Annotated in this window: 18 protein-coding genes and 1 pseudogene; 5 read left to right on the forward strand and 14 right to left on the reverse strand. The window is 71.8% G+C overall.

Annotation, left to right across the window (positions count from 1 at the left end; all coding sequences use genetic code 11):
- Nucleotides 1-56 precede the first annotated feature (56 nt).
- Complete coding sequence (locus ABZ406_RS10260; protein ID WP_357758367.1) at nucleotides 57-734, forward strand: 5-formyltetrahydrofolate cyclo-ligase; 678 nt, start codon at nucleotides 57-59, stop codon at nucleotides 732-734.
- Nucleotides 731-937, forward strand: a pseudogene (locus ABZ406_RS10265) (FmdB family zinc ribbon protein); the annotation flags it as partial. The gene ABZ406_RS10260 and the pseudogene ABZ406_RS10265, both read left to right, overlap by 4 nt.
- Nucleotides 938-951: 14 nt before the next feature.
- Here ABZ406_RS10265 and ABZ406_RS10270 read toward each other — a convergent pair.
- Both ABZ406_RS10270 and ABZ406_RS10275 read right to left on the reverse strand, forming a co-directional pair.
- Complete coding sequence (locus ABZ406_RS10270; RefSeq protein WP_357759019.1) at nucleotides 952-1191, reverse strand: hypothetical protein; 240 nt, start codon at nucleotides 1189-1191, stop codon at nucleotides 952-954.
- A gap of 933 nt (nucleotides 1192-2124) precedes the next feature.
- A complete protein-coding gene (locus tag ABZ406_RS10275) occupies nucleotides 2125-2307 on the reverse strand; it encodes a hypothetical protein (RefSeq protein WP_112735707.1) in 183 nt (60 codons plus the stop codon).
- Between the two features lie 281 nt (nucleotides 2308-2588).
- Between ABZ406_RS10275 and ABZ406_RS10280 the strand changes: the two genes are divergently transcribed.
- Nucleotides 2589-3191 carry a hypothetical protein gene (locus ABZ406_RS10280; RefSeq protein ID WP_357758372.1) on the forward strand — a complete coding sequence of 201 codons (603 nt, stop codon included), beginning with the start codon at nucleotides 2589-2591 and terminating at the stop codon, nucleotides 3189-3191.
- 37 nt (nucleotides 3192-3228) lie between these two features.
- Here ABZ406_RS10280 and ABZ406_RS10285 read toward each other — a convergent pair whose 3' ends face one another.
- Entirely contained in the window at nucleotides 3229-3711 is a 483-nt protein-coding gene (locus ABZ406_RS10285) for a DUF2231 domain-containing protein (protein WP_357758992.1), read from the reverse strand.
- Nucleotides 3712-3912: 201 nt separating this feature from the next.
- Here ABZ406_RS10285 and ABZ406_RS10290 point away from each other — a divergent pair, with 201 nt between their 5' ends.
- Nucleotides 3913-4341: a Fur family transcriptional regulator gene (locus ABZ406_RS10290; protein ID WP_357758375.1), complete on the forward strand. Its 429-nt coding sequence runs from the start codon at nucleotides 3913-3915 to the stop codon at nucleotides 4339-4341.
- Between the two features lie 79 nt (nucleotides 4342-4420).
- Complete coding sequence (locus tag ABZ406_RS10295) at nucleotides 4421-5278, forward strand: oxygenase MpaB family protein (RefSeq protein WP_357758378.1); 858 nt, start codon at nucleotides 4421-4423, stop codon at nucleotides 5276-5278.
- 21 nt (nucleotides 5279-5299) lie between these two features.
- Here ABZ406_RS10295 and ABZ406_RS10300 read toward each other — a convergent pair whose 3' ends face one another.
- From ABZ406_RS10300 to ABZ406_RS10350, 11 genes are all read right to left on the reverse strand, one after another.
- Nucleotides 5300-6220 carry a PD-(D/E)XK nuclease family protein gene (locus tag ABZ406_RS10300; protein ID WP_357758381.1) on the reverse strand — a complete coding sequence of 307 codons (921 nt, stop codon included), beginning with the start codon at nucleotides 6218-6220 and terminating at the stop codon, nucleotides 5300-5302.
- A 41-nt stretch (nucleotides 6221-6261) separates the two neighbouring features.
- A complete protein-coding gene (locus ABZ406_RS10305) occupies nucleotides 6262-6876 on the reverse strand; it encodes a MarC family protein (RefSeq protein WP_357758384.1) in 615 nt (204 codons plus the stop codon).
- Nucleotides 6877-6917: 41 nt separating this feature from the next.
- Nucleotides 6918-7790, reverse strand: a complete 873-nt coding sequence (locus ABZ406_RS10310; protein WP_357758387.1) for a PHP domain-containing protein — start codon at nucleotides 7788-7790, stop codon at nucleotides 6918-6920.
- 53 nt (nucleotides 7791-7843) lie between these two features.
- Nucleotides 7844-9094, reverse strand: coding sequence for a hypothetical protein (locus tag ABZ406_RS10315; protein ID WP_357758390.1), 1251 nt, complete (start codon nucleotides 9092-9094; stop codon nucleotides 7844-7846).
- Nucleotides 9091-9864, reverse strand: coding sequence for a SigE family RNA polymerase sigma factor (locus tag ABZ406_RS10320; RefSeq protein ID WP_357758393.1), 774 nt, complete (start codon nucleotides 9862-9864; stop codon nucleotides 9091-9093). Before ABZ406_RS10320 ends, ABZ406_RS10315 begins: the two co-directional genes overlap by 4 nt.
- 103 nt (nucleotides 9865-9967) lie before the next feature.
- On the reverse strand, nucleotides 9968-10843 hold the full coding sequence (locus ABZ406_RS10325; protein ID WP_357758397.1) for a PH domain-containing protein: 876 nt from the start codon (nucleotides 10841-10843) through the stop codon (nucleotides 9968-9970).
- A 6-nt stretch (nucleotides 10844-10849) separates the two neighbouring features.
- Complete coding sequence (locus ABZ406_RS10330; RefSeq protein WP_007455302.1) at nucleotides 10850-11008, reverse strand: hypothetical protein; 159 nt, start codon at nucleotides 11006-11008, stop codon at nucleotides 10850-10852.
- A gap of 116 nt (nucleotides 11009-11124) precedes the next feature.
- Nucleotides 11125-11871: a DUF6758 family protein gene (locus ABZ406_RS10335; protein ID WP_357758400.1), complete on the reverse strand. Its 747-nt coding sequence runs from the start codon at nucleotides 11869-11871 to the stop codon at nucleotides 11125-11127.
- Nucleotides 11872-11881: 10 nt separating this feature from the next.
- Complete coding sequence (locus tag ABZ406_RS10340) at nucleotides 11882-12505, reverse strand: RNA methyltransferase (protein ID WP_357758402.1); 624 nt, start codon at nucleotides 12503-12505, stop codon at nucleotides 11882-11884.
- Nucleotides 12506-12556: 51 nt separating this feature from the next.
- On the reverse strand, nucleotides 12557-13093 hold the full coding sequence (locus tag ABZ406_RS10345) for a hypothetical protein (protein WP_357758405.1): 537 nt from the start codon (nucleotides 13091-13093) through the stop codon (nucleotides 12557-12559).
- A 92-nt stretch (nucleotides 13094-13185) separates the two neighbouring features.
- Nucleotides 13186-13701, reverse strand: a complete 516-nt coding sequence (locus ABZ406_RS10350) for a MaoC family dehydratase (protein WP_357758408.1) — start codon at nucleotides 13699-13701, stop codon at nucleotides 13186-13188.
- Nucleotides 13702-13870: the final 169 nt, after the last annotated feature.

Genomic DNA, 13870 nt, shown 5'->3' on the forward strand with positions numbered 1-13870 from the left:
GCTTGCGATGCTGACACAGAGCAACCGTGGGAGAGGCGTTGCGTCAGGAGTGTTGCGTGCCAGAATTTTCTGATGAAGCGGAAGTGCCCCGGATGGCGAAGCGGGACACCCGCGTCGAACTGCTCGCCCGCCGCCGGTCGCTGCCCGCCGCCACGAGGGCGGCAGCCGCCGCGCGCGTGCAGGCCGAGCTGGTCGCCCTGGTACGCCGGCTGCGGCCGAACCGGATGACCGCGTACGTGCCGGTCGGCTCCGAACCGGGCGGCGCGGACCTGCCCGAGGTCCTGCGGGCGGCACTGCCGACGGGCGGCGAGTTGCTGCTGCCGGTGCTCCTCCCGGACCTGGATCTGGACTGGGCGGCGTACACCGGGCCGAATGCCTTGATCGCGGCGGGGCGGGGTATGCGAGAACCAGCCGGTGCCCGCCTCGGGCTGACCGCCGTGGCGCACGCCGAACTGGTGATAGTGCCGGCCCTCGCGGTCGACGAGCACGGTCGGCGGCTCGGGCGCGGCGGCGGCTCGTACGACCGCGCCCTCGCCCGGGTGCCCCGCACGGCACTGACTGTGGTGCCCCTGCACGACGGTGAGCTGGTCGAAGCGCTGCCGGCGGAGCCGCACGACAGGCGGGTACGCGCGGTCGTCACTCCCACCGACGGGGTGCGTACGCTTGACGACGGCCCGGATGCGGCGCGGGGTGTCGCGCCCCACACGTCCGCTGGACGAACCCGGGGCGAATGACGCACCATTGGCACTCGAATACGTCGAGTGCCAACTGGCTGAGCCCAGATCCGGAGGAGAACGTGCCCACGTACCAGTACGCCTGCACCACGTGCGGTCACCAGCTCGAGGCGGTGCAGTCCTTCTCTGACGAGCCGCTGACCGAGTGCCCGGCGTGTCAGGGGCGGCTGCGCAAGGTCTTCAACTCGGTAGGCATCGTCTTCAAGGGTTCGGGCTTCTATCGCACCGACTCCCGGGCGTCCGGCTCCGAGACGACGGCCGGCGGCACGGCCACCAAGCCGGCGAAGTCCGAGTCGTCCTCCGGTGACAGCTCGTCGTCCTCGGGGTCTTCGTCCTCGTCGGGGTCTTCGTCCTCGTCCGGGTCGTCCTCGGGCTCGTCGTCCTCCTCGGGGTCGTCGGCCGGGTCGTCCTCCTCGGGTGGGTCGGGCGGCGGCAAGGCGACGACGGCAAGCTCCACCTCCTGATCGAGGAAGGCCCGACCCGTGCGGGTCGGGCCTCGATCACCTCGGCTTCCTACAGGTCGCCCCTGCCGGCGGCCCCGGCTGCCCACCTACCCTCCCGGCGGGACCGGCTGCGCGCCCCGGCGGCACCAGTCTCACTGGTCCAGGCTGCCCGCCTCACGTCCCACCACACCGGGCCCCTCTTGATCCACTCGGGTTCCCGGAAGTCGGCCTGTCCCCGTTGCTCTGACCACCCGGATTCCTTGATCGCGAGTCGATCAAGGCGGGTCGTGTAGCAGATCGAACCGGCTGATGGGCGTTATCCACAGGCCGCCCGGTTGTCCACAGGTGGCGACCAGAGGGTCGGTCGGGGCCGGGGAAACTGCCTAACCTGCCGTTCATGGGTGCCGCTGCGGCGCTCGGAAACGGGAGGCGGCAGAGGCGATGCTCGATCCGGACTCCGCGCGGGCGTTGCGCCCGCTGCGCCACCTCAAACTCCCCGGCGGGGGCACCCTGCTTCGGGCCGGTCTCGTCGCCGCGCTGCTCGGCCTCGCCGCCGGAGTCCTGCACACCCCGGCCGGGTGCCCACCGACAGCTGTGCCCTCCGACGCGCCGCTGGCGCCCGCTGACACGGCCCGGCAGGTTCACGAGAGTCGACCGGCCGAATCCACCAGAGACTCCACCGACATCCCTAGATCCAGCAACGACCCGCTTGAGTCGGCCGCAGAACCTGACCGCATAGGCCCCGGACGGGCCCCGTCAGCCCGGCCCGTCCCTCCGTAAGCCCTCGCTCGCCGTCTTGAACCGGGTCGGCCACGCGGGCAGGATCAGCGACGCGGATCGACATGGCGGGTCAGATCGGCGGGTCGGATCGGCCTCGCGGGTCGGACCGTCGTCCGGGACCGGGCCCGGCACCGGCTCAGTTACCCGGGCGGCACGGGGTGCGGGAATCAGTCCCAGTGCGGGGGGCGCTCGGCGAGCAGCCAGTCGTCGTTGCCGCCGGACCGCTCACCCCAACCACGGTCGGTGTCGTCAGAGGTCTGCTCGGGCAGCACCACGAAGTCTTCGCTCAGGTCGACGGCGCGGTCATCGTCTCCACGTACGCCACGCGTGCCGGGGTCTTCGGTGCTCACGAGCGGCAAGACTAGCGCAGCCGACCCTGGCAGACCGGGCCGTCGACCGTGGCACGCCGACCGGCGGCTCGCCGGCCAGTTGCGGCCGGACCACGAGTTGCTCAGCCGGCCGGTCTTCGATCGAAGCCCTCGGGGGTGGCCGGCAGGACGGCGGGCACGCCGGCCGGTTGCGGCCGGACCACCGACAGTGGGCACGCCGCCAGCAACGTCCGTCCGGCCGACAGTGGGCACGCCGGCCAGAAGCGACCGGGCCGCCGGTGGCGTTGGTAGCGTCGGACGGCGTGACGACCCCCAGCGGTGGCAGCACCCCGGACGACTACTGGCGACGGCCCGACACCGGTGACGACGCCGGGGCGGACCATTCTCCCGCCGCGCCCGCGGCAACACCTCCGACCGGGCCCACCAACTCATCCCCAGGCCTGCCCACCAGCTCACCCCCGAGCGGACCCACCGACCCACCGTCGACCGCTCTGGCCAATCCACCGCCGGGCGAGCAGGCCAGCCCGGCATCGACGCAGCACCCTTCCAGCGAACAGACCCGCCCGACACCGGCCGGGCAGGCGGGCCCGACACCAACCGAGCAGGCCGGCCCGACACCAACCGAGCAGGCCAGCCCAGCACCAACGGGGCAGGCCGGCCCGGCATTGACCGGGCGTCCCGCCAGTGGATACTCCGGCCCGCCGCCGACCGTGCCGCCGCCGGCGGGTTGGCGTCCACCCGTACATCTGCAACCGGCGCCGCCGCGACAGCTGCCCCCGCAGGACGTGGCCGACCTGGACGCGGCCGAGCAGCGTTCACAGCGGGTCACCTATGGTTTCGCCTCGGCGGCCGGTGTGGTGCTGCTGGTCCTGCTCTGCCTGCTCTGCTCGCGGGTCATCTTCTGATCGTCGTCCCACTGTGGCAGCCCGGAAGAGGGGCAGGTCAGAGGGTGGTGCCCCAGACGGTCTCGGCACCGGAGTGGCCGGTGAGGTAGACGTAGATCAGGGCAGCGATGGCGAGGCCCACGGCCACTACCGACAGCACCGGGGTGACGAGCGCGGGCAGCTGCGGCACCCGGGGGTGCCCACTCGTCGCGACGAGCAGCAGGATGGCCACGATCCCGAGCGGCACCACGATGCGGAACAGAATGTCGCCGTAGCGGGAGTGATCGAAGATCTGATCGAGGATCGGCCCCTGGAAGCCTCGCGCTACGAGCGCGTCGGTGAGTGCCTCACCTGACTCGACAGCGACGTAGGCGGTCACCGGCGCGGCGACGGCGAGGAGGCCCAGTGCCCAGTCCAGCCGGTGCCGCCACCGCGGTAGTCCCACGTACGCGATGGTCAGCACCGCCAGCAGCGGCACGAACACGACGACCGCGTGGATTACCAGGGGGTGCAGCGGTAGACCCAGGATCTCCTCGAACATCGAACCCTCCAGGTGGATCATGGTCAGGGGTGGTCAGCCTATGCTCCGCCGATCGTCCCCAGGCTCTCGACCGGACACACGCGCGCCGCGTCGCTGGGGTTCACCCTTCGGGCCGTACCCCTGATCTTGCCTGGTTGTGTCGGTGGCCACCCGGGGCGTGCGACGGTTGTCGATGCTGGCCGGGCGTGCTGTCATTGGCCAATGTCCGGTGCCGAGGAGCTGTTGCGGTCGAAGGGCCTGCGGGTCACGCGGCCACGCCTCGCGGTGCTCGACGTGCTCGCCGACGGCGGCCACCTGGAGGTCGACGAGATCACCAGGCGGGTTCGCGAACGCCTCGACTCGGTGTCCACCCAGGCTGTCTACGACGTGCTGGGTGCATTGTCCCGGGCCGGGCTGTCGCGTCGGATCGAGCCGGCGGGCAGTCCCGCACGCTATGAGGCGCGGGTGGGCGACAACCACCACCACGTGGTCTGTCGGGGCTGCGGCGAGATCGCCGACATCGACTGCGCGGTGGGCAGCGCCCCCTGCCTGGAGCCGAACACGGCCCACGGGTTCGAGGTGGACGAGGCCGAGGTGACCTTCTGGGGTCTCTGCCCTGGCTGCCGGGCCCGTCGCTCCGCAGACGTCTGACCGGGCGGCACCAGGGCATCAGCGCGGGACCGGCGGCACGTGAGCGGCGAGGTCGACCCGACCGTGGCACTCTTGAGCGGTGGATCCCGATGACCTCGGCCTTTTCGGTCCGGGTTCGGTCACGTGGAAGGTGCACGAGGAGCCGATCCTGATCGTCGCCGGCCTGCGCTCGCTCTACCTCCAGGCGTTGCACCCTCGGGCCATGGCCGGGGTCGCGCAGAACAGCAACTACCGCACCGATGCCTGGGGCCGTCTGGTCCGCACCGCCACCTATGTGGCGACCACGGTGTACGGGACCACCGCCGAGGCGGAGGCTGCCGGGGCGCGACTGCGCCGCCTGCACGACCGGATGCGGGCCACCGACACGCTCACCGGTGAGCGGTTCCGGATCGACGAACCCGATCTGCTGCGCTGGGTGCACGTGACCGAGGTCGAGTCGTTCCTGACCACGGCCCGACGCGCCGGGCTGCCGCTGAGCGACGACGAGGTGGACGGCTACTACACGGAGCAGCGCCGGGCCGCCGCCCTGGTCGGCCTGGACCCGGCCACCGTTCCGGGCACCGCCGCCGAGGTCGCCGACTACTACGAGGCCGTACGGCCGCAGTTGCGGATGACCCGGGAGGCTGCCGAGACGGCGGTGTTCCTCACCGCTCCGCCGCTGCCGTGGAAGCTCAGCCTGCCGGTCCGGTTGGGGCTCACGCTCGGCCCACCGCGCTGGGCGTACCTGGGGATCGCCGGCACCGCGTTCGCGTTGCTGCCAGGGTGGGCGCGCCGGATGTACGGGGGTCTCGGTCTGCCGACCACCGCGCTGTCGGCGGACCTGAGCCTGCGCGCGTTGCGGCTCGCGTTCGCAGCCGTGCCCCGCCGCTACCTGGAGGGGCCGTTGATCCAGGCAGCGAAGGAGCGGGCCGCTCGGCACGCGGCGCTGGCCGGCTGACCCGACGCGCGGCAGAGCAGCTCAGCCGTCGGCGTGCCGGTCCATGGCCGCCCACGGCTCCTTGCCCGGGGCCTGTGCGCCCGTCGGACAGTGCCGCCGGAAGTCGCACCAGCCGCAACGCGGGCCGGGTGCCACCGGGAAGGCCTCGTCCGCGTCGGCGCCGTCGGCGACCGCGCGCTCGGCGGCCATGATGTCGCGGGCCGTCTCTTCGGCGCGGGTCAGTTGTCGGGCCAGCGACTCGACTGTGTGGTCGTGGCCGGCGACCGTGCCGGTCGGCAGGTGGTGCAGCTCCACCCGGCGGCACGGCCGACGGAACACCCGCTCGGCGGCGTACGCGTAGAGAGCCAGCGCCTGCGAGCCCCGGGCGTCGTCAGTGTCCAGCCCGGTGCGACCGGTCTTGTAGTCGACGATGACCAGCTCCGGGCCCTCCGGCCCGGGCCGCGAGTCGATCCGGTCGGCGCGGCCGTTGAACGCCAACACCGCGGTCTTGACCGCCACCACCCGCTCCACGCCGAGCGGGTCGGAATCCGCCTCCAGCGTCTCGACGTACGCCTCCAGCCAGCCCAACGCCCGCCGGTAGGCGGCCCGCTCCTGCTCGTCGTCGCGGTAGCCCTCGCGGACCCAGGTGCCCTTGAGCAGCGTGGCCAACACCTCGGGGCGGCGCCGGTCGGCGGGCAACGCATACCAGTTCTTCAGGGCGGTGTGCACGCTGGCGCCGAGCGAGTTGTGCGCCCACGGCGGGCCCTTGGGTGGGGCGGGCCGGTCGACGTAGGAGTAGCGGTAACGACGCGGGCAGTCGGCGTAGGCGCCCAGCTTGCTCGGGGTGCAGACGAACAGGCGCTCCGGCATGCCCTCGAAGCCGAGCTGCTCGGCGTCACCGGCGCGCTGCCTGGGGGCCCGGCCGCCGGCGGCCGGCCGCCCCGCTGATGAGGATCGTCGCACGCCTGCGATCCTGCCATCCACCCCCGACATCGCGCGTGCCGTCAGGTCATGTTGACGTACTGCGTGACGAAGGCGAACACCGCGTCGGCGATGAGTTGCACGGCGATAGCGGCCAGTAGCAGACCGGCGATCCTGGTCAGGACCTCGATGCCGCCGGGACGAAGGATCTTGACGATGCCGCCGGAGAAGCGCAGGACGATCCAGACGGCGAGCATCACGGCGAGGATCGCCAGGGCGATGGCGGTGAAGTCCGCAATCCCGTCGGCCTGCTGGACGAAGAGCATGGTGGCCACGATGGCGCCCGGGCCGGCCAGCAGTGGGGTGCCCAGCGGCACCAGTGCGATGTTCGAGGTGGCCTCCGAGCTGGGGCCGTCGGTCTTGCCGGTGAGCAACTCCAGGGCGACGAGTACGAGCAGCAGCCCGCCGGCCGCCTGCAACGCCGGCAGGTCCACGTGCAGATAGTCGAGCAGGGTCTGCCCGGCCACGGCGAAGATCACGATGACGCCGAGCGCCAACGCGACGGCCTGCCAGGCCGCCCGGTTGCGGTCTCGGGCGGGCAGCGGGCCGGTCAACGCCAGGAAGATCGGCATCATGCCCGGCGGGTCGGTGATCACCAGCAGGGTCACGAAAACCTCGCCGAACAACTTCAGATCCACGTGATCAACCTAGCCGCGCCCCGATGGGCGAAATACCAGGATCAAACCGAAGCGACCTCGGTCACCCCGTCGGCGACGATCCGCTCGTACGCCTCGACGCTCGTGCTGAACGCGCCGAGCTGAACGGTCTTGTGGGTGCCGTGGAAATCCGAGGAGCCCGTGACGAGCAGGCCCAACCTGTCGGCGAGCGCCCGTACGTGTTCCCGTTCGGCCGGGGTGTGGTCCTCGTGGTCGACCTCGAGCCCGGCGAGCCCGGCGGCGGCCAGCTCGACGATCAGCTCGTCGGGCACCACCCGGCCACGTCGGGTGGCCCGAGGGTGGGCGAAGACCGGCACCCCTCCGGCGGCCCGGACCAGTCGAACGGCCCGGAACACCTCGATGTCCTCCTTGGGCAGCCGGTACCGCTCCCCCAGCCAGTTCGGGCCGAACGCCTCCCGGACGCTGCCGACCAGGCCGGCGCGGATGAGTGCCTGCGCGAGGTGCGGGCGTCCGACGGTGCCGCCACCCGCACCGGCCAGGATGTCCGGCCAGCTCACGTCGATGCCGTCGGCCCGCAGAAGGTCGACCATCCGTTCGCCGCGCTCCTCCCGGGCGGCCCGGACCCGGGCCAGTTCGGCCACCAGCTCCGGGTGGTCCGGGTCGAACAGGTACGCGAGCAGGTGCAGCGGCACCGCCGGTTGCGCCCCCGACCAGCGGCACGACAATTCGGCACCCCGGATCAGACGTAGCCCCGGTGGCAGCGCGTCCACGGCGGGCGCCCAGCCGGCAGTGGTGTCGTGGTCGGTGATCGCCAGCACGTCCAGCCCGGCGTTTGAGGCCGCGCCGACCAGCTCGGCCGGGGTCAGGGTGCCGTCACTGGCCGTGGAGTGGGCGTGCAGGTCGATCCGGGGGGCGGAGCCGGTACGCGAGGTCACCGCCCGACGTTACCGAGAAATTCGCGAGCCCGGCTCACCTGGGCCACCCCGGGTCAGAAGCCAGTCACCAGGATCGGCCGGTCGTCTGCTGCCACGCCGGGCACCGCGGCGGCGCCGGCTGGCTTTCCGGCTCGCGCCTGGACGACGTCGACCCGGACCAGCTGCCCGGTGCCGTCGAGGTAGGCGGCAGTGGTCTCGTCACTCCACACGACCGCCCCGGTGATCGGCGGCCCGGCCGCGACGGCGCTCGCACCCGGCCCGAGCCGCTGCAGGTCGACCAGGAGGGATCGGCCGACAGTGCCGGGCCCACCGTTGACGAGCAGCCACCGCCCGTCCGGCGAGACCCCGCCGATGCCGTCCGGGCTCAGGTCGGGACCGCAGCCGGTGCGGACCGGGTCCAGGTGGCGTGTCGGGGTGAGGACGGCGAGGCAGGTCCGGCCCGGCTCGGTGGTGGCCACCTGCCCGACGAGCCGCCCGTCGGGCAGCCGCCCGTAGACGTTGAGACTCTTCTGGTCGAGGGCCTCGGGCAACGGCCCCGCACCGGGCCGCCAGAGGGTGTGACCGGCGCTGGCCGGGTCGAGTCGGACCAGCACGCTGTCGCCGACGAACCGGACGGGCTCCGCCAACGTGGGCACCGGGGTGCGCACCGCCCCGATGAGTTGGGTGCCGACGACGCCCGCCACCAGCAGATCACCGCCGTCGCGCCAGGCGACCTGGAGGCTGTCCGGGGCCAGGACGATGGCGCCCGCCCCGGCCAGCAGCACCTGTACCAGGCCGTCGTCCTGCACCACCCACAGGAAGCGCCCCGCGGTGCTCCGCGCGCCGACGACAAGCCAACCGCCGCCGTTGGGCAGGGGCTGGACGCGTTCGGCCGGCCCGACGTCGGGCAGCACCAGCCGCCGCCCGTCGGCGTTGACAAGCGTCTCGCCGACGACGAGAGCGGGCGAGGGGGCGAGGCCGGGGCTGCTTGCCGTGGGTAGCGGTCGGCTGTTCGGGTCCGGGTCGCCGATCACCACGACTGATGACCCGTCCCGCCTGGTCTCGGAGCCGAGTTGGGCCATGCCGGCGCTGAGCAGCACGGTGGTGGCCGCTGCGAGGGCGAGGCCCGCCCCGGTACGTCGACGCCGGATCCGGTTCGCGCGGCGGATGGCCTGCCCGGCCGGATCGGCGCCCAGTGGGCGGGCGATGGCGACCCGCTGCGAGAGGGTCTCCCGCACCGCACCTTCTAGCTCGTCAGGCCGCACCTGGTAGGAACGCCGTGGGCCATCGGTCAGGTTGTCGTGCCGGCCGATGAACTCACTCACTGCGGCTCCCCGGAGCCCGTGCCGACGGGCACGGCCGCCGGGGCGGTGGGCAGCACGACCTGCGGGGTGATCGAACGCGGCACGGCGGGACGCGGAGCGGCCGGGCGGGGTACGGGTCTGCCGGCCACCCGCCCGGTCCCGGGTGTGGCGGCGGCACCGGTGGCCGGGGCCCGTACGGTCCGGGAACCCGAGCCCGCCGTCCGGCCGGCGGCACCTGTCGCGGCCGATCCACCGGCGGCAGCGGATGACCGGCCGGCCGCTGCGGCGAGGTCCGGTGCGTCAGCACCCAGTCGCCGACGCAGGGTGGCGAGTGCCCGGGAGGTCTGGCTCTTCACGGTGCCTGGCGAGATGTCCAGCATCGCGGCGGTCTGCGCCTCCGACATGTCTTCGTAGTAGCGCAGCACCAACACCGCCCGCTGCCGGTTGGGCAACTCGCGGAGATGCCGCCAGAGCAGGTCACGGTCGAGTTGTTGCTCGATCTCGTCGACGCCGGCCCGCTCGGGCAGCACCTCGGTCGGGCGTTCGCCGTGCCAGCGCCGCCGCCACCAACTGGTCGATGTGTTGACCATCACACGCCGGGCGTACGGCTCGACCGCCTCGATCCCGCCGAGCCGCTTCCACGCGAGGTAGGTCTTGGTCAGCGCCGTCTGGAGCAGATCCTCGGCCGTGGCCCAGTCTCCGGTGAGCAGGTAGGCGGTGCGCAGGAGCGCGGCGGAGCGGGCCGCGACGAACTCGCGGAACTGCTCCTCCAACGAGTCCCTGCTCGCCACCGCCCACCTCCACACCCCTGCCGTCCTGGCAGAGTGCCACGTCAGGGGCGCTCTGGTCCATGACGAAAGGTGCGCACTTGCTCCGATGTTCGGTCAGAAACCTTCACGCCCCGTCGTCGGCCTTGGCCTCGTCGGCCTCCTTGCCGAGGCGCGCCTCGACCGCCTGCGGCTCGTACATCTCCTCGACGACGCGCAGGTACAGCTCGTTCGGGTTGGGTAGGTTCTTGACCTCGCGGAGCGCCTGCTCCTGGCCTGCGGACTCCAGCACGAAGGTGCCGTAGTTGAGCGCCCGGCCGGTGGGGGTCTGCTCGTACTTCATGTCGGTGACCCGGACCAGCGGCATCATCGCCACCTTGCGGGTGACGATGCCGTTGACCACCATGACCCGCTTGTTGGTCAGGATGAAACGGTCATACCACCAGTCGGCGACCTTCCACGCCACCCAACCCATCACCGCGAACCAGAGCAGCACGGCGATCGTGGTGAGCGCGCCGACGTCCTGGCCGGCGAGGAAGCCGGAAAGGTAGCCGAGCACGAAGGTCGCCGCGACGCCGATCAACAGCGGGTTGGTGAGGTGGATCCAGTGTCGCTTCCACTCGCCCCGGTAGCGCTCGGTGGGGAAGAGGTAGCGCGCCACGAGCGAACTGGGCTCGTCTTCCAGGGGCAGCACCCGCCGAGGGGTCGAGCCGGTCGCGTCGGCACGCAACCCGGCCAGCTCGTCCTCGGAGATCTGCGGCGGCTGGTAGCTGGCCTCCGGATCACGGACCCACCCCCGACCGGAGCGACCCTGGCCGGCGTAACCGGGCCCGTCGCCATAGCCGACGTCGTCCGAAAGGGACGGACCGTCGGACAGGCCGGGACCGGCCCCGTAGCCCGGGCCGTCATCAGGCCCGATCCGCGGGATCGGCTCGGTGTCACGCTCGCGGCGTTCCCGGTCGGGGTCGTCCGGGTCGAAGGGTGGACCGGAAGGGCTGCCCATCGGCGGCTAGGCGACGAGGCTTGTGAAGAAATCGCCAAAGCCCTGGGCGATATCCATGATCCCGCCGCCGAGCGACTTGAACACATCCGCCGCCGAGTTTGGCCGATAGGCGACGAAGAAGATCAAGAATGCGATTCCGGCCCAGGTGAGGACCTTCTTGACCATGGCGGGCCATCCTCTCGCACGGCGCCGGGTCCCATTACCGCAGCGGCACCCAGAGTATCAGTGTGGTGTCGTACAGTGAATATCTGCGTCCGTTCTCCGTCAAACCGGGAGAGTTGTCAAGCTCTACCAGGTAGATACGGGGACCGTGCGCCGTACACGAGCTCGGGCGGAGTCCACTCGGTCAGGTCGTGTAGCACGACATCTTCCGCGAGCAGGTGACCCGCACTCGCCGGCCAGGCTATCGCATGGAGCCACATTCCCCGAGCCTCGCCGGCGTACGCGCTTCGATCTGTCGATGAATTCACCAACCACAGTGGAGTGGGGTGCCCACCCACCTTGATCTTCGCCTGTCCGACGTGGTCAGGGTGACCAGGCCCCGGGTCGGTCAGCGCGTCGACCAACTCCGGCCCCGGATCCGGGCCGGTCAGTCCGGCGAGTCGGGTGCCGAGACCCACACCGGGTTCCTCGGCCACGAAGACCAGATCGGCCGGACCACCGCCGAGCGGCGCCGGACCCGCGCAGGCCACCGCTGTCGCCCGCACTCCCGTCCGCTCGTCGCCGGCGTACGCCACGCCGGTGAGTGTCCAACCGGGTGGCAACGGCCACGGGCACCACAGGGGCGTCACCGGCGGATCGCCGCTCGCGGTGATCCGCTCCACCACGCTCGCCACGATCTCCGCTCCGATGTGCTCAGGCACGTGCAACGGAGGCACCGGGCCGCACCGCGTACACCTTGAGTCGGTGTTCATCAGATCCGGCGCCCGTACCGGGCCCCCGCATCTCGGACAACTCACCGCGACACTCACAACCCCACCGTCTCCCCGGAGCGCGGGCACGTCAAGCCGGAACGTCCGATTCGGCACCGTACGTGGGTCAGTCCGGAGGCGGCCCGGCGTGCGCCCGGATCCAGGCGTGCATCGCGATTCCGCTGGCCACACCCGCGTTGATCGACCTGGTGGAGCCGTACTGGGCGATGGAGTAGAGCTGGTCGCACGCGGCGCGGGCCGGCGCGGAGAGACCCGGCCCCTCCTGGCCGAAGAGCAGCACGCACTCCCGCGGCAGGGTGCCGGTCTCCAACGGACGCGACCCGGGCAGGTTGTCGATGCCGAACACCGGCAGGTGCCGCCCGGCCGCCCAGGCGACGAACTCCTCGATCGTCTCGTGGTGGCGTACGTGCTGGTACCGATCAGTCACCATCGCTCCGCGCCGGTTCCACCGCCGCCGTCCGACGATGTGCACCTCGGCGGCGTTGAACGCGTTGGCGTTGCGTACCACGGTGCCGATGTTGAAGTCGTGCTGCCAGTTCTCGATCGCCACGTGGAAGCCGTGCCGGTGCCGGTCCAGATCCGCGACGATCGCCTCGTGCCGCCAGTAGCGGTACCTGTCGACGACGTTGCGCCGGTCCCCCTCGGCCAGCAACTCCCTGTCGTAACGGCTGTCGTCCGGTGGGTCCCCCGGCCAGGGGCCCACGCCCACCTCAAGCTGGTCGTCGCTCACGGTCATCAGAGGGTACGGACCGTGTCGGCGCCCGGCGCGACGACCTGCCGCTCAGCCCAGGTCGAGGGCGACACCGAGCCGGTCCAGGAAGCGACGGTCCGCCGGGCTGGCCGGTGGGTCCACCAGGCGTGCACCGGCGCCGGGCACCGCGCGACAGATCCGCGCCGCGACCGACTGCACCCACTGGCGGTACGCGGCTGAGTCGGCGGGGTCGGCCCGCTGCCGGAGGACCCGGCTCGCCGCCCGGCAGGCGGCCAGCAGGCCCACCATGTCGGTGAGCCGCTCGGCGGGTGGCGGGGCGCCGTCGTGGCGGGCGTAGATCGTGGCGACCACCGCGCGGACCAGGTCGCTGTCGGAGGCTCGACCCGCGGCCACGGCATCCAGGCCGGCCAGGCTTGCCGCCACCCCACGTTCCGTCCGGTCGGGACCGGGTGCCGCGGCTGCCACGAGGACCCGACCGGGCAGGCTGGTGAGCAGATCCCATTCGGCGGCGGAATAGACAGCCGTGGTCAAGGGTGTGGCTCGGCGGCCGGCAGAGGGCGGCTCTCCGGCGACGGAGTGGCTCATCGGAACCTCCGGCGTCAGCATATGCCCCCAGAACGGAACGGGGCCCCTTCCCCCGCAGACCCGCGGTGGGAAGGAGCCCGGTGTTCGTCGAGGGTCGAGGCCCGCCGCGACGGTCAGCGCGGCTCGGGGAAGCTGGGCCGCTCCGGATCCACTCCGGCGGGCACCGCGGCGGCCGCGTACTCCCGCTTGGGGACCATGACCTTGCGCCGGAAGACGCAGACCATCGTGCCGTCCTGGTTGTAGCCGCGGGTCTCCACCGACACCACGCCCCGGTCCGGCTTGGAGCCGGACTCACGCTTGTCCAGCACGGTGGTCTCGCCGTAGATGGTGTCGCCGTGGAAGGTCGGCGCGACGTGCCGCAGCGACTCGACCTCCAGGTTGGCGATCGCCTTCCCACTCACGTCGGGCACCGACATGCCGAGCAGCAACGAGTAGATGTAGTTGCCGACCACGACGTTGCGCGTGAACTGGCTGGCCGTCGCGGCGTAGTGCGCGTCCATGTGCAGCGGGTGGTGGTTCATGGTGAGCAGGCAGAAGAGGTGGTCGTCGTACTCGGTGACGGTCTTGCCCGGCCAGTGCCGGTAGACCGCGCCGACCTCGAACTCCTCGTAGTAGCGACCGAACTGCATGCTGGTCCCTTCGACGGGCGGCGATGGAGTTCGGCACAGCATGCCTTACCGGTGGTTAAGGAGACCGGCGGGGCGCGACGGCGGCGGAAATGTCACACCGGTCACTCGCACGGGGGGAGACGCAATGAGCGGCGGGGCCCTCCCCGGCACCCGCCGCCCACGCTCTGAT

Origin of the sequence: Micromonospora sp. NPDC005710, from assembly GCF_040630995.1 — a bacterium.
GTDB lineage: Bacteria > Actinomycetota > Actinomycetes > Mycobacteriales > Micromonosporaceae > Micromonospora.